A 21,766-nucleotide genomic window follows, 5' to 3' on the forward strand; every position below is an offset into this window, starting at 1 on the left:
AGTTATACTTTGGCATTAACCTACGAAGGGATTTCGCCGTGCGCTGGCTCAGGATCGCCATAGGATTCACCGTCACTCTGCTGACCTTGCTCTGCATGCTCCCGGCCCAGGCCGCGCAAGGCAGTGGCTGGGCGGTATTGCTCGACGAACAGGGTGACCTGCAGCTCAGCGACATCCGTTCCGCTCGCTACACCAATCAATTCAGCCCCATTGAACTCGACCGCCTCACCGCCGCCGAGCCTGATGGTGCATTATGGCTGCGCTTCAAGCTCGCTCCCGGCAAGCATGAGCAATTGCTGCGGGTATTCGCGCCCGACCTGTCGCACCTCAATCTGTATGTGCTGGACGGCGACACGCTGATCGAGCAACAGAACACCGGCACCCGCCAGCCCCAGGCTGAACGGCCACTGCCCAGCAGCGACTTCATGTTGCCGCTGCCGCAAAACGAAAAACCTCTCGATGTTTACCTGCGACTGGTCTCCGACAATCAGTTGAGGCCTCACATCACCCTGCAGTCGGCGGTCATGACCGCAGCCAACCAGAATCAGACGCTGATCTTCGGAGTGTTGTTCGGTTGCCTCGGGATGTTGATCCTGTACAGCCTCGTCCGCTACGCCTATACCCGCTCACGCAGCAGTTTCTGGCTGGCGGGATGTGAAGCATTGTTGATGCTCAGCCTGTTGCTGTTGCTGAATCTGGCAGGGCCCTGGCTGCCGAACTGGCATGCGGTGCAAACACCCGGCGCCTACTTCGCCTTGCTGCTGACGGCGCCGTGCGGCCTGATGTTCGCCTATCGCTTCTTCGCCCCACTCGGCCCGCACCCACTGAACAAGCTGCTGATGGGGGACATTCTGTTCATCGTGGTCTGCAGCTTGCTGCTGTTATTCGTCAACACGCTGCCGCTGAACATCATGACCTACGCCCTGGTCGCCCTGGCAGGCCTGAGCATGTTGTTCGTCAGCGCCTATCACTGGCAAAAAGGTTATCGCCCGGCGCGCCTGTTCGTCGCGGCGATGGTGGTGTTCAACATTGGCACTCTGATCATGTTGCCGGCACTGCTGGGATTAACCCTGATCGCCCCGCAGGGCTTGATCATGACGCTGCTGGGGTTGATCTGCATCAGCGGCATATTGATGAGCATTGCCTTGAGCGAACGTCAGCGCAGCATTACCGAAGCCCGGTTCAGCGTCAGCCGCGACCTGGCCGCCAGCAACGCCGAGATCAACGCCAAAGCCGAATTCCTGGCAAAAATCAGCCACGAAATCCGCACCCCGATGAATGGCGTGCTGGGCATGACCGAACTGCTGTTGGGCACGCCGCTCTCGGTCAAGCAGCGCGACTATGTACAGACCATCCACAGTGCCGGCAACGAACTGCTGACACTGATCAACGAGATTCTCGACATCTCCAAGCTCGAATCCGGGCAGATCGAACTGGACGATGTGCAGTTCGACCTCAACGCGCTGATCGAAGACTGCCTGAGCATCTTTCGCGCCAAGGCCGAACAGCAGAACGTCGAGTTGATCAGTTTTATCCAGCCGCAAGTGCCACGCGTCATCAGCGGTGATCCGACGCGCCTGCGCCAGACCCTGCTGAGCCTGCTGGAAAACGCCCTGAAGAAAACCGACGAAGGCGAAATCCTGATCGTTGTCGCGCTCGATGAGCGCAGTGCCAAACCGCGCTTGCGCATTGCCGTGCAGGACAGCGGGGAGCCGATGGACGCCGAAGAGCGCGATGCATTGATGCACGCCGAACTGCACAGCAAGCACTTCCTTTCGGCCACCCGCTTGGGAGGCAACCTGGGGCTGGTGATCGCCCGTCAGCTGATTCGCTTGATGCACGGTGAGTTCGGGATCAAGAGCGGCGCCAATCAGGGCAGCACCTTGTGGCTGACCCTGCCGCTGGACCCCGACCGCCTGGAACACCCGACGTCCGACCTTGATGGCCCCTTGCAGGGTGCACGGGTGTTGGTGGTCGACGATAACGACACATGTCGCAAAGTGCTGATGCAACAGTGCACCGCCTGGGGCCTTAATGTCAGCTCCGTAGCGTCCGGCAAGGAAGCGCTGGCGCTGCTGCGGACCAAGGCTCACTTGCGTGATTACTTCGACGTGGTCCTGCTGGACCAGAACATGCCCGGCATGACCGGCATGCAACTGGCGGCCAAGATCAAGGAAGATCCGAGCCTGAACCACGACATCCTGCTGATCATGCTCACCGGCATCAGCAATGCGCCGAGCAAGATCATCGCGCGCAACTCGGGGATCAAGCGCATCCTCGCCAAACCGGTGGCCGGTTACACCCTCAAGACGACATTGGCCGACGAGCTGAACCAGCGAAACAAGGGCCTCTCCATCTCGCCGCACCTGCCCACCGGCCCAACCTTGCCGGTCAAGGTGCCAAGCGATTTCCGCATTCTGGTGGCCGAAGACAACAGCATCTCGACCAAAGTGATTCGCGGCATGCTGGGCAAGCTCAACCTGCAACCGGACACCGCCAGCAATGGCGAAGAAGCGCTGACGGCGATGAAGGCCCAGCGCTATGACCTGGTGCTGATGGACTGTGAAATGCCAATCCTCGACGGCTTCTCCGCCACCCAGCAACTGCGTGCCTGGGAAGTCGGCAATCAGCGGATTCGCACGCCGGTGGTGGCTTTGACGGCGCACATTCTTGCCGAACACAAAGAGCGCGCGCGCCAGGCCGGCATGGACGGGCACATGGCCAAACCGGTGGAGTTGTCGCAACTGCGGGAACTGATCGAGCACTGGGTGGCTCAGCGTGATCAGCAGATCCGGGCAGCGGCTCAGACGTCCTGAGCCGACAGACCCCGCAGCGCCTGATAGACTCCCCCTCGACTTCCCTCACCAGTGAGCTTGCACCATGCTCCACGTGTTGTTCAGCGTTTACCTGAAGATGCTGGTGCTCTACAGCCCGTTCTTCGTGTTGTCCTGTTTCATCAGTCTGACCCGCGGTTATTCGCGCAAGGAACAACGCCGTCTGGCCTGGAAAGTGGCGACAGCCACACTGGTCTCCAGCGTCTTGCTGTACCTGTTCGGGCGAGTGATTTTCAGTGTATTCGGCATCACCGTGGACGCGTTCCGCATCGGCGCCGGCAGTGTGTTGTTTATCTCGGCGCTGGGCATGGCCCAGGGCAAGTCGGCGGTGCAAACCGACAACGTGCAGCAGGACGTGACCATCGTCCCGCTGACCATTCCCCTGACAGTCGGCCCTGGCACCATCGGCGCCTTGCTGGTGATGGGCGTGAGTCAGCCTCATTGGGACGACAAACTCACGGCCATTCTCAGTATTGCCCTGGCCAGTTTTACGGTCGGCGTGGTGCTTTACCTGTCCAATCGCATCGAGCGCATTCTCGGTGACCAGGGGTTGCAGATCGTCAGCCGGTTGATGGGGTTGTTCGTCTGCGCATTGGCGGCGCAGATCATCTTTACCGGGGTGAAGGGCTATCTGGTTCCCTGAATCGGCTTAGGGGACGGCCTTCCAGGCCGTTCCCCTGCCACACCAGCCGGTATACGGGTCCGCACGGTGACTCAATAGATTACTTACTTCGGAGCATTTCTGCGGCGATTGAAGCGTTTCTGCAGCAGCGGCTTGTAATACTGACCCAAGTACGCTTCCAGCTCATTCTTCAGTTCAGCATAACGAATTGGGTTAAAGGTAATAAAAGAAATGCCACGAAAGATATCGAGATGCGAAGTTCTCCAATCAAAAAAGAGAGGTGTGGTTTCGTTACTACCGCCCACGCTGTCGATCGACACCAACGAAGTTACGATAATGCCATTGGTCAATTGATCACATGGCATCACCGCCAGCCTGACACCTTTACTGCCTGTAACTTCGCGATTGAACAAATTGATCGCTTCCGGTTCCTGCTTCACGGCATCCAATGTCGAGTTGGCAACTGCGCTGAGTACGGCAGCCCCCGGAATCGCAGCTTTCGCTGCATCCATACCGGCCTTGACGATGTCGGTAACGATGTTATCCATGGTCAATTGATGGGAACTCTTCTGATAAACGGTGTAGCCGGCATCCGCCACGAAACACCCCGCTTCATCCATGCATGCCAGGAAAGCGAGATACCACGCTTTAGGGTCGTCTTCTGGAACTTCGTAACTTGCCTCCAGCTTCGAAAACTTGATCAGGTTCTCAATGATCGCCATATTTTCAAGCGTAATATTTTCGCCATACCCCACCAGCGTATTGGCCAGCACGACCGCATCCAGCTCTTTGGTCGGGCTCGAAGCGTCTGCTGCCAAAAAAGACCGCATACGAATTACAGGCTGCTCAGACAGCCGCCGACTAATACGCGCCTTAACTAAAGCAGTACATTTTTCGACATTAATAGCACTTTCAATAACATCCATATCCAATATTCCATCTAATAAATTAATAAGCACCCTGATAAGGGCCAGACGAATCTAACGCACTCCATACAGACAAACAAACCACAATCAATTTCCATATATGTACAAGCACGACGCCACGCCCGAGAGAAAACTTCACACATATATAACGCCTGCACTGACACTCGCCATTGTAAGCTGCGAACATTGCACAGCCGTGCAATACCCTCATCAGGAACTATTATTTCTTTTATCAGGTATTACTTATGAGCAATACACTACCATCCGGCATGGTGACAGGCCCCAATCTGATTTCAAGAATCGGTGAACTTACTCTGCAAGACTTTGACGACTTAACCGATTGTACGCACATTGCCACACGGTCTGCCGACCTCGTCCATAATCGCTTTGCCAACTCACAATACTGGCTGGATGAATATGTTCGCACTCTCATGTTTCTCGGCTGGTCGCTCCATGAAGGTGCCATTACGACACGAATACGTTTTGATTTTTCTGGCAGCGTTGCCGATTTTCTGGTGCGCAAAGCGCAAGCCCTGAACGACTCAAAGCAAGCAAATGCCATGATTGACACCCTCGACGCCTTGCGACCAGACACTGACGCCGTGCGCTCATTGGACGACGAGAGCCTTAAAGGGCGTCGATTCCAAGTGCTTCCTGCGCGTTATGACTCAAGTAGAAATCTCCATATAGCCGTTTTCAACCTCGAGTTGGTTGCCAATGAAACAAAGAACGGCTTCTTGTTTTGGTCCTGGGAAAAGCAATCGGCGAATCTCGTTCAACAGAGTGCCTTTCTCAAATTGAACAGAGCCATACTCGACACAAAAAGACCGCTTATGGAGACCAAGCTCCGTGAACAAGTCATGAAGCGATTTGCCTTGAGGAAGGTAAATCCATAAACCGCCTCGCACACATAGAAAACCCAAAAACCGACAGCCACTGCCCCATCGAACAGGTTCAATGTGTCAGTGGCTGTCAGAACTCAACCTTCTATCGTTTCAACTATTGCGGTGGGCAAAATGTCTTTGAGTAACACACTGCTCGTGCTGCCATTCCTGACCAGGGCACTCACCAGTGCTGACACCGCGAAGGACTGATCACCGCTCATCGTCAGAAATACGTTCCGTTGCAAAACGACATCCGTCGAGAACACGTCGCGAAAGATCAAACTGTGTCCGCTGTCGGCATCCACAATCACCAAGTGCTCATCGACCCGGCTCGCCCACAACTGATCCACAACCACGATATCCCAGATCAGATTTCCCGGAACCGAGGGCGAGTGGTCGAGCGAAGGGCGGCAATCGACAATGACTGATTGAAGTTTCAACCACACGGCTCTGGTAAGCCGACAGGTCGTTGAACCTAGACCCATTTTGAGCACCAGAATGCTGACATCATCGGCAATCAGCGGCAGCAGGTCGCTGCCTGTCTTTGGCCCTTCGACCACCAGTACTTCGGCGTTGCGCTGGACATAGTCGAGCGGCCCGGCCCTGTTGTTTTGCGGATAGGTGTGCAAAAAACCATCCCTGGAGTCATGCAGCATCACGTTGGTTTGATGCTGGGTGCCGACGAGTGTGAATTGCGCAGTGACAGCGGTCTTCGGAATGCGGATCAACCGCCCGGTCCGGACCACGTACCATTGTTGGTAGTCAGGATCATCGACGGACAGAAAATCGGCGCATCGATGTTCATTCGCCAGCGCCGCCAACCCCTCGCTCAACTCACCGTCCAGCGCCGCGACCCAATGGCTGTCAACGCCCGTAATCCGTGCCGGTTCGTTGTACTGTAAATCCACCTCCACACCTTCAAGCGTCGTGGCCCTCAAACCGGCGCCTTCTACTGTTACGTCGCTAAACGTCCAGTTCGCCCATTCCTGCGTCGCGGCTGGCAATGCCGCAGGTATTAACAGTTTCGTTCCCTGGGCAAATGCTGTGCTCAAGTGCCCTGGATCGATAAAACCCTGACGGACAACCTTCCCGGTTGATAGATCGAACAGCCAGGTGGCTTGATTGTCTGGAGTAATACTCAGCAACCGGACTTCTTTGCCGTGCCCCATTTCAGCGAGCAGCAGCCGACCATCCAGGTGCCAGGCGCACAAGGCATCGCCGTTGAAACCGGTCAAACCCAGGATGGCAAAACTCGGCACCGGGTATTGCAACGCAACCGTTGCCAGCGCCAACCACCATTGGGTTTTGTCCTTGAGCCAATGCTCGGTAAGCCCGCCAAACTTCAGGTTCCCGTGCGGCGTAATGTCAAAGAACAGACCCGCGTCGGTCAGGACGAGATAGTCCCACTCAACGGCGACAACATTTTTCAGCCCAGGGGGGGAGATGTTGCTGGACGACCATTGTGCACGACCATCCACCATCAACCTTCGCTGGCACATGAGGCGTTGGTGAAGCTTGTCGTAGGTAACGAACACTTCGCCCTCGGCACCGGCGGGAGCAATAAGCACAAGATCACTCAAGGCCTTGATCGAGTCTGCCCATCCTCGCGCACGGTGACGCCTGGCAGGTGCACGAATAATCAAACCATCACCGCTGCGCACCCAGACCAGGTCCCGCAACTCGGCATCAATCTGCCAACAAATCGAAACCAGTGCAGCGGGACGCCAGTTCACCGTATTGGTGGACTCCAGCGGCAAGTGATAGTCGCCCAGTACGTGCTTCCAGTCCGTCAGCGTGTCAGCCTCTAAAAGCGACTGAAGTGCAGGATCCTGACCGCGGGTGATCGAACTGAGCAACACGCTCCGGTCATGGATCACATAGGTCAGTTCATCGTGCAGGTCGTCCTTTCCCGCGAGCTGCTGCACGATCTGAATGCCGCCATTGGTCACGGCCTCAAAGCGGACAATCGCCACGCCAGTTCTGTAAAGCAATCGATAGCGCTGAACCAGCGTCCCGGTGATCGCATTGACCTGCCAGACATAGAAATCATCGGGATGATAGAAGTAAGCCGAACCCTCCAACACTGCACCCAATACCACCTCATCGGACATCAGCACCTGCGGATCGCGGATGTACAGAAAACGATCCTGAGCCGAGTCGTAATACGCGACTACTGTCCTGGGTTCGTCCGGTTTTTCATAGGGCACCACAAAGTTGTGAACCGGGGTATATGGCATGGCCAGGCGATGTTCACTGGCCAATGACTTGAAGTGATCCAGCAACGCTTGCTCACCAAGCGCCGGATCGGCCACTTCTTCGACCACCTCCAGCCGCAGGGCGGCAAGATCCACGCGCAGGATTTTGTTATCCGCAAGCTTGAGCAATACATGGTGAACGCCACTGCCACTGAAGGTCACATCCAATGTCCCCGAGACAAGGCGGCCCCCGGCCTCTATCCGGATATCTGCCTCCACCAGCCATGGCGTCAGCAGCACCCATTGCATCGCAATCTGACCGGGTGCGGCGAGTTCAAGGCGAACCCCGGGATTAAGCAGCACGGAACATTGAGCCCCTGCGCCTTCTACCCGGTAGGACACCAGCCCGTGCCACATTTTCGGTAGCGCAGGTACTGCCAGTGAACGCTCGACATTATCGAGACGAACATTGAATACCGTTGGCTTGTAGACCGGATTCAACCGGTTGACCACGTATTCACCGGGAAACGAATAGAACGAAAACAGAAACTGCCATTGCCCCTGTTCGTTCCTCTTTTCCAGTCGACGCGCGGTGTCGTAACCGCCGGCATGACGAAACGTGACAAACGGCAGCAGCTTGTATTCGTAGGCATACCAGGTCTTGGGGGTGCAGGGCAGAACGATTGTCTGTCCTGCCTGTGGGAAGAAACGCGCCGAGCCCGGCAACCCAAGCCCCTGGGGGATATCAGTGGCGCGCTCGTAATCCGCTTCGAAATCCGGAACCCCGAAATGGTCCCGAAGCGGGAACAGTTTCGGGCTGTCGAAATGGACGGTGGATGTGCGCAAATCCAGACCGGCAAACACCAGCAAGGGATGCGCTATCCAGGCATTCGAGGCCTTGTCCAGGTGATAGCCGCCTTGCAAGTACGCCTTTTCCAGCCCATCAAAAAACAGCGCGACCTCCTTGGCTTCCTCGGCAATGGTGGCAAAACCTTCGGCCAGCGCCGTAATGCCTACCGCCAGCCCGCCAAGAATCACCCCGCCCCCTCCCAGCACCGCAGCCACCGTACCCGCGCCAGCCAGTGCCGCACCCAGACCGGCTACACCTACCACCGCACTTGCGGAATCAAAGGCCAACTGCGTGCCGAACTGCGCCCTCTCAATGTCATTGGTGGCGTGGCTTAACTGATAAATATCAAACCCGACATTCACCAGCCCCAGCACAGTCCCGACGCCTTCATTGGCGATATGCCCCAAGGCCTTTTGCACCAACGGTGCGCTGGTGCGGGCGATCAGCTTTTCATCGTTCAGGGCCTGACGCACCAGCGTCACCACGCCGAGTACATCCACGATGTTGCCATGGGCCAGCTGGGCATAGTTGACGTAGGCATGCAGGCGAATGGCGGTGGTCAGGGCCTTGTCACTACCGTTGGCCGCGCCCTCGTGATGTCGCAGCGCATTCATCAGGGCTTGTACGGTGAACCCGGCATTGAGCGTATGAACGCTGCCGGCGTCCGTCGGATCAAGCGGGCTGACCGACGCACGCGGGCGTGCGGCCAATGAGTGGAAGGTTTCGGAGAGGAATTCTTTAATTCTCAGGAACCGGTGATCGCTGGTGGTGACACGCTCGGTGTGCCCGGAATCGGTGTTGACCAGACTGATTGCGTACTCCCCTGTCGGGGTTATCTCCAGTGTCTCGAACAGCGCAACAGAATCCGACGCCAGCCCGTGTTGCTCCTGCAACTGCCGTGTCGCCTGCGCGATCTGCCCACCCCACCAGTGCGCGTCCAGTTCCAGCAATGAACTGCCCAGCGCCGCATTGTTGACCAGCGACCGTCCCCGGGCACTGGCCAGCCGTTGTCTTACACGTGGCACCGTTTGCTCAGGCAGCGCACCTGACTCCGACAGGCTTGAAACCTCAATACCGGAGGCAAGTACCATCTTGTTCAGTTTTTCACCATCGAGCTCGATCAGATCAAAGGTCGGCCGTTGCGCATCGCCAAAGGCTGCGTAATGCATGGCCATTTCCTTGCGCAGGAAAAAGTCCGTCAATGCGCCCCTGAACGCCAACGACGTACCAATCTCGTAGGTCCCTAAATTCGGGTCGTAGAACAGGTAATTGCTGCGTTCGCCTTCAAAGATTTTCGCCACTAGCATCGAGTGGTTGTCCGAATTGAGCATCAGGGTCGTGCTGGCTGTTTTTTCTTCCAGTATCGCTACGACCTGAGCGAGATCTGAGCGCATCAGTGGTTTGCCTATGTCATTGACAGGAGAGTCACGCAACTCCTCGATCATGCTCACAAATGCCTTTGAATCCGCGTCCTCAGAATTGATGACGGTCAGAAAAAAGCGCGCCCTCAAGGTATTTGCCGCCGTGTTGCTTTTGTGGAGCGCCGCCGCCATAGCCAGCGCCAGTGGGTAACAGCGCCCGGCAACCCGGTCGCCTGCACCTTTGAGCAACAAATCCTGTGGCGCAATTTTGAAGGTGTTGTCCTTGAAGCTCCCCAGCACTTCACCGGTTCGTTCGATGACCCGGTCGCGGTACTCGAGTTTCGCCACATGCTGAATTCTGGCGACCGAGCGTCCCCACTCCAGCAGGGTCAGTGGGCGTGCGAGCGCCTGCTTCTTGAGATCAACACTGGTTTCCGACAGGGCCACGGACGGATTGGAAGCCTCCTTCAACCCGGCAAGGAAAGCCGGATGACTTTGCTTGAACAGCTCCCGTTCAATGGCTCCGTAACGGTGGATGATCCCCAAGTCCGACATCGAGTTGGCAAGGTTTTCAAGCGTTGCACTGGCGGCAGAAAAATGCTCGTAATTCAGAGCATCGACTCCCAATAATCCACCGAGCAACAGACGTTGCAGCGGGTTTAGTGTCAAGAGGAGAACCGGGTCTTTGGGGACCTGGCTCAGCAGTTCATCCACCGACAGGTTTTGTGTCGCCGCGTCCGGGATGGGAGCCGGGGGAGGCTGTTGCCATCCTGAGCAATGATTGCTTGCCGGTCATCGAAACTCAGGGACAACGGCTTTTCGAACGTCACGCGCCCTGTGTGGTACTCACTCATTGCCTTGCGAAATGGCTCACCGAGATCATCGGCCAGTTGCTGCAACAGATCAGTGATCAACACATGACGACCTTCGATCACCGGCCAGCCTTCATCGAAATCGATGCTCTGGTACTTGAGCAGTTGTGCGACATCGCCGGCATAGCGGGTTTTGAACTTCCCGGCCTGCCAATGCTGCTTTTCTCTATTCAGCCATTGAGCCAAGTCACTCTCGTTCTCCTTCCAGGAGTGATCCAGCTCTTCCTCGGTCGCCCGGTTGACGGTGGCGATAGCGGGTATGGCGACCTCAGCTCTCGAAGCTTCAGCGCCCCGTGGGGTGAAATGCATCTTCTCGTAATCCGTCAGACCAATGCGCATCGCCGCAGGCCCGGTCAGTTGAATCGTCACTTCACTCAGTGGCCGGATCCCGTCGCTGTAGTAATCAGAGGCAGCTCTGACCAACCCCCCGACCGCTGACCGCTCCTCCGGTGATAATTCAAACAAGGACCCGAACCTTTTCTCGACCACTTCATTGGCAACGTCATGGATAGTCTCAAAGTCGTTAAGCGCAATCTTTCTTTCAGTGACTAACCGAGTGGTGGCATCCACCACCTCATAGTTCAGCCTGAAACGGTCAAGTATGGCCTTGAGCATCGCTGACCCGGAATGAGCCATCATGAACGCGTTACTCAACGCGCCTTGGTCGACGACGGCACGCAGTCCATCCGGTCGCACCTGACGTTCAACCGGGCGCCGGAAAACACTGGCGAGATCGGGCTTGCTCTTGGCAAAACGCTCCAGCGCCTCACGGTGCTCCTGGGGAATTCGCTCGAAGTAGTTTTTGTACTTGCTGCGTATAGACTGCCGCCCCGGCATCCACTCAGGACTGTGGTCAAGTATCAACTGCAAAACACCCAGGCGTGCATCCAGCTCAAACCGACTGATGTCCACCCCGCCCAACGTTTCCAACAGTGGAGGCAGGTTGTCGACATCGGCATAACTGCCACCGTCGGCGAACAGTGCCTCGGCGCGGACAATATCGGACGCGGCAGCAAAGTTGCCACGCAAGCTGATTTCTCGCGCGTAGATGTCCTGCAAGTACAACGATGTCGCCTCGGTGGCGAGATCGCGAAGGACAATACCGCCCTCTTTCAACGACAACAGACTCTGGCGATTTGTTTCCCTGAGTGCTTTCAACCGTCCTTCATCTTGGCTATAGGCTCTCACCAACAGATCGATCCTGGCGTTGTCGGCGCCCCCACCGCTCTCTACCGCTTTATTAATGTACGCAAACATTTGCTGCTTGAGAGCGATGACCCGCTCTTCATACTTATCGCCTAGTTCAAAAGCGTTGCTACTGGCCTGCCCGCCATTAAGCATGGCGTCAGCCTTGGCCGCCTCGACAATAATCCGATTGGTTTCGTACGCCAGCAATGCATCGCTGTCATACCAGAGTTTGAGGGTGTAACCCTGCCCTGCCAGGGTCTGTTTCCAGATATTGATGTAGTCGCGCTGGATATCGCCCAAACCGCCGCCGAGCCAGACAAAGTGCAGATTGTCAGGAACGTTGGTTTTGGGCATTCGCAACTGCTGCGCACCGTTCGACAAACGAGCCTCGAAACCTTCGAGCCGTTCGAAGATGTCTGCCACATCGGGGGCAGGGCTCTGGGGAGGAAGCAATTCAGTCGTTCGTCGTTGTCGCCCCTCAGGCCCGACCAAAGATGCCAAAGCCTGCTTCAACAGGCCCAGCGGCTCCAGCATCCTGGGCGAATCGAGTAAATCGATGCAGCCAGAGTAATACCTGAGGATGGCGTCATACTCCTCGGTACCTTTGTGCGAAATCAACGCCTGCTCAAGATCTTCAAGATTAAAAAGTTTGGCAAACTTTACATATTCACCGACATACGCAACATCCAAATGACTATTAGACAAGACACTCTCCAACTTCAATCCATGCAGTTAAGTTCTGAAAGCCAGCCGCGCAAATGCCGCTCGACGACAACGTCAGCTCTTTCGTATTTTTGAACGAGAACAGATCAATACGTGAAGCAACTAATTCACATGAGATAAAGCTAAATCGTAAAAACGGACACTTCAAACCCGAAGAAATTCAATTAATTTCAATACAATCAAATTTGAAAAAAATAAATCCTTATATTACCGACTTAAATAATCGCGCCTGGACAAGCAAAATAACTGAAACCATCAGCAAACAGGCTATGCCTGTGACTTTTGCGCACGCCGAAGTTTTTGACTGCAAAAAAACACTGAAAAAAGAATGAATGCAGCGACAGGAAACAGTATTAATTCTTCGTGTCGAGAGTCATGAATCCCACAACGACTGGTGAAATAAACGACGCATCAACGCCAAAGGGAAAGTGCCGACCAGCAGACGGGAATGTATGAAGTGAGAAGCGGCCCACACGGGGCCGCTGTGTTCAGGAGGCAGGCTTGATGCCGTACCAACGCGGCGTATACACCCACTCACCACCCTCGGCACGCGGGAACACGCAAGTGGTAGACGAACCGATCAGCACCATGGTGCGCATGTCGACCTGATCGGGGGTCAGTTCGCCGAGGGTGGTAACCCGCAACGTCTGGCCAGGACGACCAATGTCGCGCCCCAGCACCACCACCGTTTCCGGTGTGCGATGCCGGCCGACGATTTCCAGTGCCTGGCCCAGTTGCCACGGTCGCGCACGGGAGATCGGGTTGTAGAACGCCAGCGCCAGATCGGCTTCGGCGGCCAGGTCCAGGCGCTTTTCGATGATCGCCCAAGGCTTGAGGTTGTCCGACAGCGACATCACGCAGAAGTCATGGCCCAACGGCGCACCGGCCTGCGCAGCGGTCGCCAGCGAAGCGGAGACACCCGGCAGGATTTCCAGGTCGACGCTGTGCCAGCTCGGCTCGCTCGACTCATGCAACGCTTCAAGCACTGCCGCCGCCATGGCGAACACGCCGGGGTCACCGGATGAAACCACAATCACCGAACGGCCTTGCGCCGCCAGCTCGAAGGCGTGGCGGGCACGCTGCATCTCTTCGCGGTTGTCAGTGCAATGCAGCACCTGGTCTTCGCGGAACGGCCCGGCCATGCGCACGTAGGTTTCGTAGCCGAGGACATCGGTGGCCCTGGCCAGTTCAGCCTTGACCGCTGGCACCATCAGTTCGGCGGCGCCAGGGCCCAGACCGATGACTGCCAAACGACCGCGTGCCCGGCCGATCTGCGTAGCGTCCAGCGGCTCAGTGGCCACCGCGATGGCAATGCCGGTATCCGCGGACACGATGGTCGCGTTCGGCACGGTTTGACGGGACAACTCGCTAACGCCACCGCTGACCGACGCAAACCGCAGCGGCACACCCAGTTCCAGTGCCGCTTCGCGCAGCGTCGGATTGGCCATGTGCAGATCGCTGGCCAACAGGCACGCCACCGATTGCACGGCGATTTTCGCTTGATGCAAGGCTGAGCGAATCGCGCCTGACAGATCCGCGACCTCGTCGCTCACTGCCACCAACACATTGCGCGGATAAATCATCAACTCATTGGCTGCCGGTGCCCGTTCGGAATGGCCGACATGGATCGACAACTGCGCATGAGGATCTTGCGGCAGCTGCGCCTGCACCAGCCACGGCGCAGCCCCTTCGACGCGTACGCTTTGGCCAGCGAGCAAATCCGAGACGAAGCGCTTGCCCAGTTCCAGATCGCCGAGGGCGTAACCGCTGGGAGGATTGAGCAGGCAGGTGCCGAAGCGCAATTCACCGCTGGTGGTGATCGCCGCAGCGACCTCGAGACCGGCAGCAATCTCGCGCGCCATGACGTTCACGCCACCAAGACCACCGAGCAGCGGCACCACGGCGCTGCCGTCTTCGGCCACGGCCAGCACTGGCGGCTCGGCGCCCTTTTCCAGCAGTAACGGCGCCAGGGTGCGAATCACAATGCCGGCCGCACACAAGGCGATAATCGGCGTGTCTTGCTGATAGAGCTCACGCAAGGTGGCGCCGAACTCTTGATAGACGCGGTCCGCGCCTTCCACCCGTTCGGCCAGACCATGGATCAATGCGCCAGGGTAAAGCTGCGCAATCTTGCGCGCAGTCGCGAGGCTGCCATTGCCCAGAATGACAATCGCCGGAACTGGACGGGCCATCAGCCTTGCCACCGTTCGCCGGGCACAATGATCAGCGAGAAGTACGGCGAGGACATCGGCTCGACCTGATCCAGCGGGACGATTTTCTGGTTGGCCATGGTCGCGCGTTCGACGTACAGCGCACGCTCCGCCAGTCCGAGTTCTTCGAGCACCTGACGGACCTTGGGAAAGTTGCGCCCCAGCTTCATGATCACCGCGGCATCGGCATCGGCCAGACGACGCTTGAGATCTTCGGCAGGCAACACACCCGACAGCACCGACAAACTCTGATTGCGATACACCAGCGGCGCACCCAGTACCGAGGCACCGCCGAGCATCGAGCAAACGCCCGGCACGACTTCCGCTTCGTAACGCTCGGCCAGTCGATCGTGCAGGTACATGTAGGAGCCGTAGAAGAACGGATCGCCTTCGCAGATCACCGCCACGTCACGGCCAGCGTCCAGGTGCGCGGCCAGTTCTTCGCCGGCCGCATCGTAGAAATCGCTGATGACTTGTTCGTACGACAGCGGCGCCGGCAATGCTTCGGTAGTCACCGGGTACACCAGCGGCAGCAACGTTTGCGCGTCCTGCAAATGCGCCTCGATGATGCCGAAGGCGTTGCCCTTCTTGCCCTTGGCGACGAAGTACGCCACCACCGGCGACTCACGCAGCAGGCGCAGGGCTTTAACGGTAATCAGCTCTGGATCACCGGGGCCAACGCCCAGGCCGATCAAACGTCCAGGTTGCTGCATCATTCGATCTCCGTGGCGAGGGCATTGACGGCGGCGGCGGCCATGGCGCTACCGCCCAGCCGGCCTTGCATGATGACGAAAGGCACGCCACGGCTGTCTGCCGCGAGCGCTGCCTTGGATTCGGCGGCGCCGACGAAGCCCACCGGGAAGCCGAGGATCAGCGCCGGTTTCGGTGCGCCGGCGTCGAGCATTTCCAACAGATAAAACAGCGCGGTCGGCGCGTTGCCGATTACCACCACACTGCCTTCCAGGTGCGGGCGCCATAGCTCCAGCGCGGCGGCGGAGCGGGTGTTACCCAACTCACGGGCAAGCTCTGGCACGCTTTCATCACGCAGGGTGCAGATGACTTGGTTGTTCGCAGGCAAACGCGTGCGGGTCACGCCTTCGCTGACCATCCGCGCATCGCACAGAATCGGCGCACCGGCGGCCAGCGCATCACGCCCGGCCTTGCCCGCGCCTTCGGAAAATTGCAGCCCGTCGATGGCGTCGACCATGCCGCAGGCGTGGATCACACGGACCGCGAGTTTTTCCAGGTCGGCCGGAATGCGCTCGAGGTTGGCCTCGGCACGAATGATCGCGAAGGAGTTGCGATAGATCTCCTGACCGTCGCGGATGTAATCAAGCATCAAGGGGGCTCCGTGAGCGGTCGTCGAGCAAGGCTGCGACCGCTTCAATAGTAAGGTTGCGTGCGTGCAGCGCGCCGAAACCCGGCTGCGCTGCATTGCGAAAATAGAGGTCGTAGTGATGGGGGGAAACCGCCAGCATCGTGACCGGCGCGATGTGCGCGGCCGCACAGGAACGCTGACAACCGGACAGGTGCACGTTCAGTGCTTGGCCGTGACGTTGCAGCAGCGCCGCCAGTTGTCGGGCATCGCCCTTGGTGTCGGCCAGGCCTTTGCCGCAGCCAGCGGAACCCGTGCAGGCAATCAACCGTGACAACGGCTGATCGGCATCACACAGCAGGCCCAGTTGTTCCAGACGCCGAATGACTTCGGGCGCGTGTTCTTTTCGAACATTGGGCAGCAACAGGCTTTGCCATGGGGTCAAACGCAGGCTCGCGTCGCCGAACTCGTGCGCCAATTGCGCCGCACCTCTGAGCATGACGGGATCGAGCCGCCCCAAAGGCGGTACGGCACCGATGTAGACATGCTCCGCTTCACGTTGCAGATGAGTGCCAATGTGCAGAGCATCCGGGCTCAACGAACGCCGCCAATCGGTGATCGACTTCAAGGGCACTCGTTCGGCCAAGCGAGCAAGGAACTCTGCTAACGGGTAGTCGGCCAGCAAATGACGCATCCGCGTTTGATCAGGACGCGCCAGTTCAAGAAACAACTCCAGCACCGCCACGACCAGTGCATGCCCCTGCTCAAGTGGCACCGAGCCTGCGGGCCTGTCCGTGGGGCAACCCGCGAAACCGAACACCAGCAACCACTCGCCCTCTCGCTCAACCGCAGACAACCACAGATCATGCGGGTGTTCGAGCATCGCCAACGCCTCGCCGCCATCGAGTTGCACGGCAAACTTGGCGCTGAGCTCGTGGAAACGTTCGTGGCTTTGCAGGGTGACAAGGATCTGTTCCGCCAGCGGACGCGTGTCGAACAGCATCTGCTGATCGATCCCGGCGCTCGGGCTGAGCATCAGATTGCGTACATCGTCGCCCGCCGCGGTACGCGGCCCCAATCCAGCGGCGAGCAGGCTGTCGATCAGTGCTGTCTGTTCGCTACCGATCCCGCGAATCTGCAGGTTGGCCCGATTGGTCGCCTCGATCACGCCCCCGGCAAACCGTTCAGCCGCGCTGGCCACCGCTTCAGCCTGGGCAGCGCTGATCGAGCCGCCGTTCAATTTGATCCGACAGATGCCGCCATCCAGCGCCGGGACGATACGCAGCAACCCCGGGCAAGCCGAGGGGCGCAAAGCGGTGGACATCGGGCGTTCGTTCAAGGGGGCGACCGGCTGTGTGGGAAAGGCGCTTCGCGGGCGAAGGCGCGGTATTATGCCTGCTTTGTTCGACGGCATGAAAAGCCTGCCCGTCGGAACAGTCCATTTGAGGACTATATTTGAGGGCGATAGATGTCACCGTGGCTGACAGTAGTGGGAATCGGCGAGGACGGCTTCAAGGGCCTGGGCAAAAACGCTCGGCACGCTCTGCTGCGCGCTTCGCGGATCATTGGCGGTCAGCGGCAACTGGATTTGCTGCCGGTGTGCATCCGTGGTGAGCGGCAGTTGTGGCCCAGCCCTTTCTCCCTTGATCCGGTTTTGGCGCTACGCGGCGAGCCGGTCTGCGTGCTGGCCAGCGGCGATCCGATGTTCTTTGGCGTGGGCGCAAGCCTTGCCCGGAAACTGCCCAACGATGAAATGCTGATACTGCCGGCGCCCTCCTCCTGCTCGCTGGCGGCGGCGCGAATGGGCTGGCCGTTGCAGGATGTCGTCACGCTTTCGGTGGTTGCTCGTCCCATCGCCGCACTCAATGCGCAGTTGTTCAGCGGTGTTCGCTTGCTGGTGTTGAGCAACGACAGCAAGAGCCCGGCCGCGATCGCGACGTTATTGCGTGAGCGCGGTTTCGGTGCGAGTCGCCTCACCGTGCTGGAACATCTGGGCGGTGCCGCCGAACGCCGCATCGAGGGTGTCGCCAATGACTGGAACGATCCTGTGATCGCCGATCTGAACCTGGTCGCCATCGAGTGCATTGCCGAACCCAACACGCCGCGCCTCTCCCGATTGGCCGGTCTGCCGGACTCAGCTTTCAAGCACGACGGTCAACTGACCAAGCGCGATGTCCGCGCGATCACGCTCGCACGCCTGGCCCCGGTGCCTGGTGAGTTGATGTGGGACGTCGGCGCTGGCAGCGGTTCGATCGGCATCGAATGGATGCGCGCTCATCCGAGCTGCCGGGCACTGGCTGTCGAAGCGGATGAAGGTCGGCAGTTGTTGATCGAACACAACCGCGATGCCTTGGGTGTCCCCGGTCTGCAACTGATTCGCGGCAGTGCGCCACAAGCCTTGACCGGTCTGGAACGCCCGGACGCAATTTTCATCGGCGGCGGCGTCACCCGCGAGGGCGTACTCGATACTTGCTGGGCACAACTCAAACCCGGCGGTCGACTGATCGCCAACGCCGTCACGCTACAAAGTGAAATGACATTGATGGCCTGGCGCGAGCAGCACGGCGGTGAGCTGACACGAGTCCATATCGCTCAGGCGCAACCGCTGGGCGATTTCGACACCTGGCGTCAGGCGCTGCCGATTACCTTGCTGGACGTGACGAAACCCCTCGATGCGTGACGAAACCGCCGAACAACCCGCACCGCTGCGCAGCGGCCTGACCACTGGCAGCTGCGCCACCGCCACCAGCCTTGCGGCGGCGCGCTTGCTGCTCAGTGGCGTAGAAGCAGACGCCGTCGAGATCATTCTGCCCAAAGGCAGGCGGGTGCAGATGCGCCTGGAATTCTGTCGGCTGACGGACGACGGCGCCGAAGCCGGCACGATCAAGGACGCCGGCGACGACCCCGACGTGACTCACGGCGCCCTGCTCTTTTCCCAGGTGCGCCTGCACAGCGAGCCGGGCATCCGCTTCAGTGCCGGCCGTGGCGTGGGCACCGTCACCCGGCCCGGTCTGGTGCTGAACGTCGGCGAACCGGCGATCAACCCGGTGCCGCGCAAGATGATCAGCGAGCACCTGACGCTGTTGGCCGAGGAGCTTGATTACATGGGTGGTTTCGACGTCACGGTGAATGTCGAAGGCGGTGAAGCGCTGGCCTTGAAAACCATGAACCCGCGCCTGGGGATTCTCGGCGGTTTGTCGATCCTCGGCACCAGCGGCATCGTCCGGCCCTTCTCCTGCGCGGCCTACATCGCCTCGATCCACCAAGGCATCGACGTCGCCAAAACCAACGGTTACCTGCACATCGCCGCGTGCACTGGCAATGCCAGTGAAGACACCATGCGCCGGGTCTACGATTTTCCGGAAATCGCCCTGATCGAAATGGGCGACTTCGTCGGCGCCGTGCTCAAACACCTGCGCAAAGTGCCTGTGGATAAACTCAGCCTCTGCGGCGGCTTCGGCAAGATCAGCAAACTGGCGGCCGGGCACATGGATTTGCACAGTCGACACTCCAGCATCGACCTGCCGCAACTGGCCGAGTGGGCGTCGGCGATTGGCGCCGATGAGGCGTTGCAGCAAGGGATTCGCGAAGCCAACACCAGCCAGCAAGCCTTGGCGATGGCCAGCGCTGCGGGCATCGCGCTCGGTGACGCGGTGTGTCAGCACGCGCTGGACTTTGCCCGCAGCGTGGTGCCGACGCAGGTTCAGGTCGAAGTGTTCGCCATCGATCGCCAGGGCGGGATTGTTGGCCATGCAGGAGCTTTTCAATGAAGCGCGTGTTGTTGCTCGGTGGCGTGACAGAAGCCTTGGCCATCGCCCGGACCCTCGGACCGGAACACATCTATAGCCTGGCCGGCGTGGGGCGAGTGCCGACAGATCTGACCTGCCAGGTTCGCGTTGGCGGTTATGGCGGTGCCGAAGGGCTGGCGCAGTTCATTCAGGATGAAGGGATCGAGCTGCTGCTGGACGCAACCCATCCCTACGCCGCACAAATCAGCCAGAACGCCGCCACCGCTGCACGGTTGAGCGGTATTGCCTGCTGGGCCCTGCGGCGCCCGGCCTGGCAACCACAGGCCGGCGATGACTGGCGGGATGTCAGCGACTGGGCCGGGTTGATCGAAGCACTGAAACCGTTCCGGCGACCGTTGTTCACCCTCGGCCGCGAACCCTTGCAGCATCTGCATGAAATCCCGCCAGAGCAATTCTGGACCTTGCGCGCACTGGACGTTTACCCCGGCAACGAACGCTGCGAAGTGATCGGCGCGCGTGGGCCGTTTCTGATCGAGGATGAACGTGAACTGTTTGAACGTCGGCAGATTGATGTGCTGATCAGCAAGAACAGCGGCAGCACCGCGACCGAGCCGAAGCTGGAAGTGGCACGGGAGCGTGGGGTGCCGGTGATTGTTTTGCAGCGGCCAGTGTTGCCGGGGGTTGATCGGGAGTTTGGGTCGGTGAGTGAAGCACTGAAAGCCCTATCGGTGTAAGACGATTCCTGAGACCCCCATAACCTTGCGACTTTGCCGGCAACACTCTCGGACGGAGCCGGCTATCCACTCTATGGCTTCGATCCTATAGTCCGAGCCCCCTGATCCGAACAAGCACACCGACCTTACATCCTGAGGGACGACTAAATTCGTCCCGAGGAAAGTGCGGCTTGCCAACCTGTATCCCAAGGAATACGATCAAACATGATCGACTTCGAACGATCCCGAGCATTTGCTGACTGGCTCGACTCACTGAAAGACATCATTGGCAAAGCTCGCATCATTGCCAGGCTCCGAGCTGCCGAGCATGGAAATTTTGGTGATTGCGAACCGGTGGGTGGAGCTGTTTATGAAATGCGTGTGCATTACGGTCCTGGCTACAGGATGTATTTCACCCGCCGAGGTGAAGTGGTTTATCTGCTGTTGGTGGGCGGTGACAAGTCGACTCAAAAACGAGACATCAAACGCGCCATTCAAATGGCGCAAAACATCGGTAATGAGGAGTAAATCATGGCCGAACAATTCACCCGTTTCGATGCCGCCGAATTTCTAAAAACACCAGAAGAAATGGCGGCTTACCTGGACGCCTGTTTTGAAGAAGATGCTGGCGACGGAGTGCTCATACGTGCAGCCCTTAACGACATAGCCCGAGCAAAGGGCATGACACAGATTGCCCGTGACGCGGGGCTGGGTCGTGAAAGTCTGTACAAAGCATTGGGCAGCACTGGCAACCCGGAATTCGCGACTATCATGAAAGTGATGAAAGCATTAGGTCTGCGCCTGCATGCCAGCGCTCTCTGATTGCACTGCGACACCACACCGCACGCCGCTTTTTTACTTATCGGCCCTGATCAGGCTAAATAGCCGCGCCTGATCCCCCCACCCAACCGGATTTGTCCCATGTCCCGACAACGGCTCGCATTTGCCTGGATCGCCTGCTTCGCAGTGCTGTTCAACATGCTCGCCATGCCGATGACGGGAGCGATGGCGCAGACGGCGAAATCGCCTGCCGAGCAGTTGTTGTGGGGCAGTTTCTGTTCGTCCAGCGGCACGAAGTTGGTGGCGATTTCCCTGGGCGATATCGAACAGAAAGCCCCGCAGAGTGACGATCACTCCAACATGCAGCATTGCTGGTGCTGTTCAGGTTCCGCGCCGTTGGTGGCGTTGCCCGGGCACACACCGCAACTGTACTTCGCGCGTTTCGACGCCAATCGAAGCCTGCCTGATGCCTCTCTCGATACACCGACACCGCGCCAGCAATGGCCGAGCCTCAACCCCCGCGCTTCCCCTCTGGTGTGATTCC

Annotated in this window: 17 protein-coding genes; 10 read left to right on the forward strand and 7 right to left on the reverse strand. The window is 58.6% G+C overall.

Annotation, left to right across the window (positions count from 1 at the left end; translation table 11 throughout):
- Positions 1–38 precede the first annotated feature (38 nt).
- Together PFAS1_RS08075 and PFAS1_RS08080 are read left to right on the forward strand one after the other, a co-directional pair.
- On the forward strand, positions 39–2,816 hold the full coding sequence (locus tag PFAS1_RS08075) for a hybrid sensor histidine kinase/response regulator (RefSeq protein WP_076028798.1): 2,778 nt from the start codon (positions 39–41) through the stop codon (positions 2,814–2,816).
- 64 nt (positions 2,817–2,880) lie between these two features.
- Complete coding sequence (locus tag PFAS1_RS08080) at positions 2,881–3,477, forward strand: MarC family protein (protein ID WP_007937197.1); 597 nt, start codon at positions 2,881–2,883, stop codon at positions 3,475–3,477.
- An 83-nt stretch (positions 3,478–3,560) separates the two neighbouring features.
- Here the strand turns inward: PFAS1_RS08080 and PFAS1_RS08085 are convergent, their stop codons facing one another.
- Positions 3,561–4,382: a hypothetical protein gene (locus tag PFAS1_RS08085; protein ID WP_076028799.1), complete on the reverse strand. Its 822-nt coding sequence runs from the start codon at positions 4,380–4,382 to the stop codon at positions 3,561–3,563.
- 245 nt (positions 4,383–4,627) lie between these two features.
- Here PFAS1_RS08085 and PFAS1_RS08090 point away from each other — a divergent pair, with 245 nt between their 5' ends.
- Positions 4,628–5,278 carry a hypothetical protein gene (locus tag PFAS1_RS08090; protein WP_076028800.1) on the forward strand — a complete coding sequence of 217 codons (651 nt, stop codon included), beginning with the start codon at positions 4,628–4,630 and terminating at the stop codon, positions 5,276–5,278.
- A gap of 83 nt (positions 5,279–5,361) precedes the next feature.
- On the opposite strand, the gene PFAS1_RS08095 is transcribed toward PFAS1_RS08090, so the two are convergent.
- Positions 5,362–10,386 carry a TcdA/TcdB pore-forming domain-containing protein gene (locus PFAS1_RS08095; RefSeq protein WP_232252216.1) on the reverse strand — a complete coding sequence of 1,675 codons (5,025 nt, stop codon included), beginning with the start codon at positions 10,384–10,386 and terminating at the stop codon, positions 5,362–5,364.
- Positions 10,371–12,437: a TcdA/TcdB catalytic glycosyltransferase domain-containing protein gene (locus PFAS1_RS29880; RefSeq protein ID WP_232252217.1), complete on the reverse strand. Its 2,067-nt coding sequence runs from the start codon at positions 12,435–12,437 to the stop codon at positions 10,371–10,373. The genes PFAS1_RS08095 and PFAS1_RS29880 overlap by 16 nt, the downstream gene beginning before the upstream one ends.
- Before the next feature lie 53 nt (positions 12,438–12,490).
- Here PFAS1_RS29880 and PFAS1_RS29435 point away from each other — a divergent pair, with 53 nt between their 5' ends.
- Positions 12,491–12,787, forward strand: coding sequence for a hypothetical protein (locus PFAS1_RS29435; protein WP_156886704.1), 297 nt, complete (start codon positions 12,491–12,493; stop codon positions 12,785–12,787).
- Between the two features lie 156 nt (positions 12,788–12,943).
- On the opposite strand, the gene cobJ is transcribed toward PFAS1_RS29435, so the two are convergent.
- The 4 genes from cobJ to cobG are packed head-to-tail and all read right to left on the reverse strand — an operon-like array spanning position 12,944 to position 17,304.
- Positions 12,944–14,647, reverse strand: a complete 1,704-nt coding sequence (cobJ, locus tag PFAS1_RS08100) for a precorrin-3B C(17)-methyltransferase (RefSeq protein ID WP_076028801.1) — start codon at positions 14,645–14,647, stop codon at positions 12,944–12,946.
- The gene (locus PFAS1_RS08105; protein ID WP_074880464.1) at positions 14,647–15,378 is read right to left on the reverse strand and encodes a precorrin-2 C(20)-methyltransferase; all 732 of its coding nucleotides are present in this window, start codon (positions 15,376–15,378) and stop codon (positions 14,647–14,649) included. Before PFAS1_RS08105 ends, cobJ begins: the two co-directional genes overlap by 1 nt.
- Complete coding sequence (locus PFAS1_RS08110) at positions 15,378–16,004, reverse strand: precorrin-8X methylmutase (protein ID WP_046054534.1); 627 nt, start codon at positions 16,002–16,004, stop codon at positions 15,378–15,380. Before PFAS1_RS08110 ends, PFAS1_RS08105 begins: the two co-directional genes overlap by 1 nt.
- A complete protein-coding gene (gene cobG, locus PFAS1_RS08115; protein WP_076028802.1) occupies positions 15,997–17,304 on the reverse strand; it encodes a precorrin-3B synthase in 1,308 nt (435 codons plus the stop codon). Before cobG ends, PFAS1_RS08110 begins: the two co-directional genes overlap by 8 nt.
- A 144-nt stretch (positions 17,305–17,448) precedes the next feature.
- On the opposite strand from cobG, the gene cbiE reads away from it, so the two are divergent.
- The 6 genes from cbiE to PFAS1_RS08145 all read left to right on the forward strand — a co-directional run bounded on the left by cbiE (position 17,449) and on the right by PFAS1_RS08145 (position 21,762).
- On the forward strand, positions 17,449–18,660 hold the full coding sequence (gene cbiE, locus PFAS1_RS08120) for a precorrin-6y C5,15-methyltransferase (decarboxylating) subunit CbiE (protein WP_076028803.1): 1,212 nt from the start codon (positions 17,449–17,451) through the stop codon (positions 18,658–18,660).
- The gene (locus PFAS1_RS08125) at positions 18,653–19,750 is read left to right on the forward strand and encodes a cobalt-precorrin-5B (C(1))-methyltransferase (RefSeq protein ID WP_076028804.1); all 1,098 of its coding nucleotides are present in this window, start codon (positions 18,653–18,655) and stop codon (positions 19,748–19,750) included. Before cbiE ends, PFAS1_RS08125 begins: the two co-directional genes overlap by 8 nt.
- The gene (locus PFAS1_RS08130; protein ID WP_076028805.1) at positions 19,747–20,463 is read left to right on the forward strand and encodes a cobalt-precorrin-6A reductase; all 717 of its coding nucleotides are present in this window, start codon (positions 19,747–19,749) and stop codon (positions 20,461–20,463) included. The genes PFAS1_RS08125 and PFAS1_RS08130 overlap by 4 nt, the downstream gene beginning before the upstream one ends.
- Before the next feature lie 204 nt (positions 20,464–20,667).
- Complete coding sequence (locus tag PFAS1_RS08135) at positions 20,668–20,970, forward strand: type II toxin-antitoxin system RelE/ParE family toxin (protein WP_074873405.1); 303 nt, start codon at positions 20,668–20,670, stop codon at positions 20,968–20,970.
- Positions 20,971–20,973: 3 nt separating this feature from the next.
- A complete protein-coding gene (locus PFAS1_RS08140; protein ID WP_074873403.1) occupies positions 20,974–21,264 on the forward strand; it encodes an addiction module antidote protein in 291 nt (96 codons plus the stop codon).
- A gap of 99 nt (positions 21,265–21,363) precedes the next feature.
- Entirely contained in the window at positions 21,364–21,762 is a 399-nt protein-coding gene (locus tag PFAS1_RS08145; protein WP_076028806.1) for a DUF2946 domain-containing protein, read from the forward strand.
- Positions 21,763–21,766 lie beyond the last annotated feature (4 nt).

Origin of the sequence: Pseudomonas frederiksbergensis (genome assembly GCF_001952935.1) — a bacterium.
GTDB lineage: Bacteria > Pseudomonadota > Gammaproteobacteria > Pseudomonadales > Pseudomonadaceae > Aquipseudomonas > Aquipseudomonas frederiksbergensis.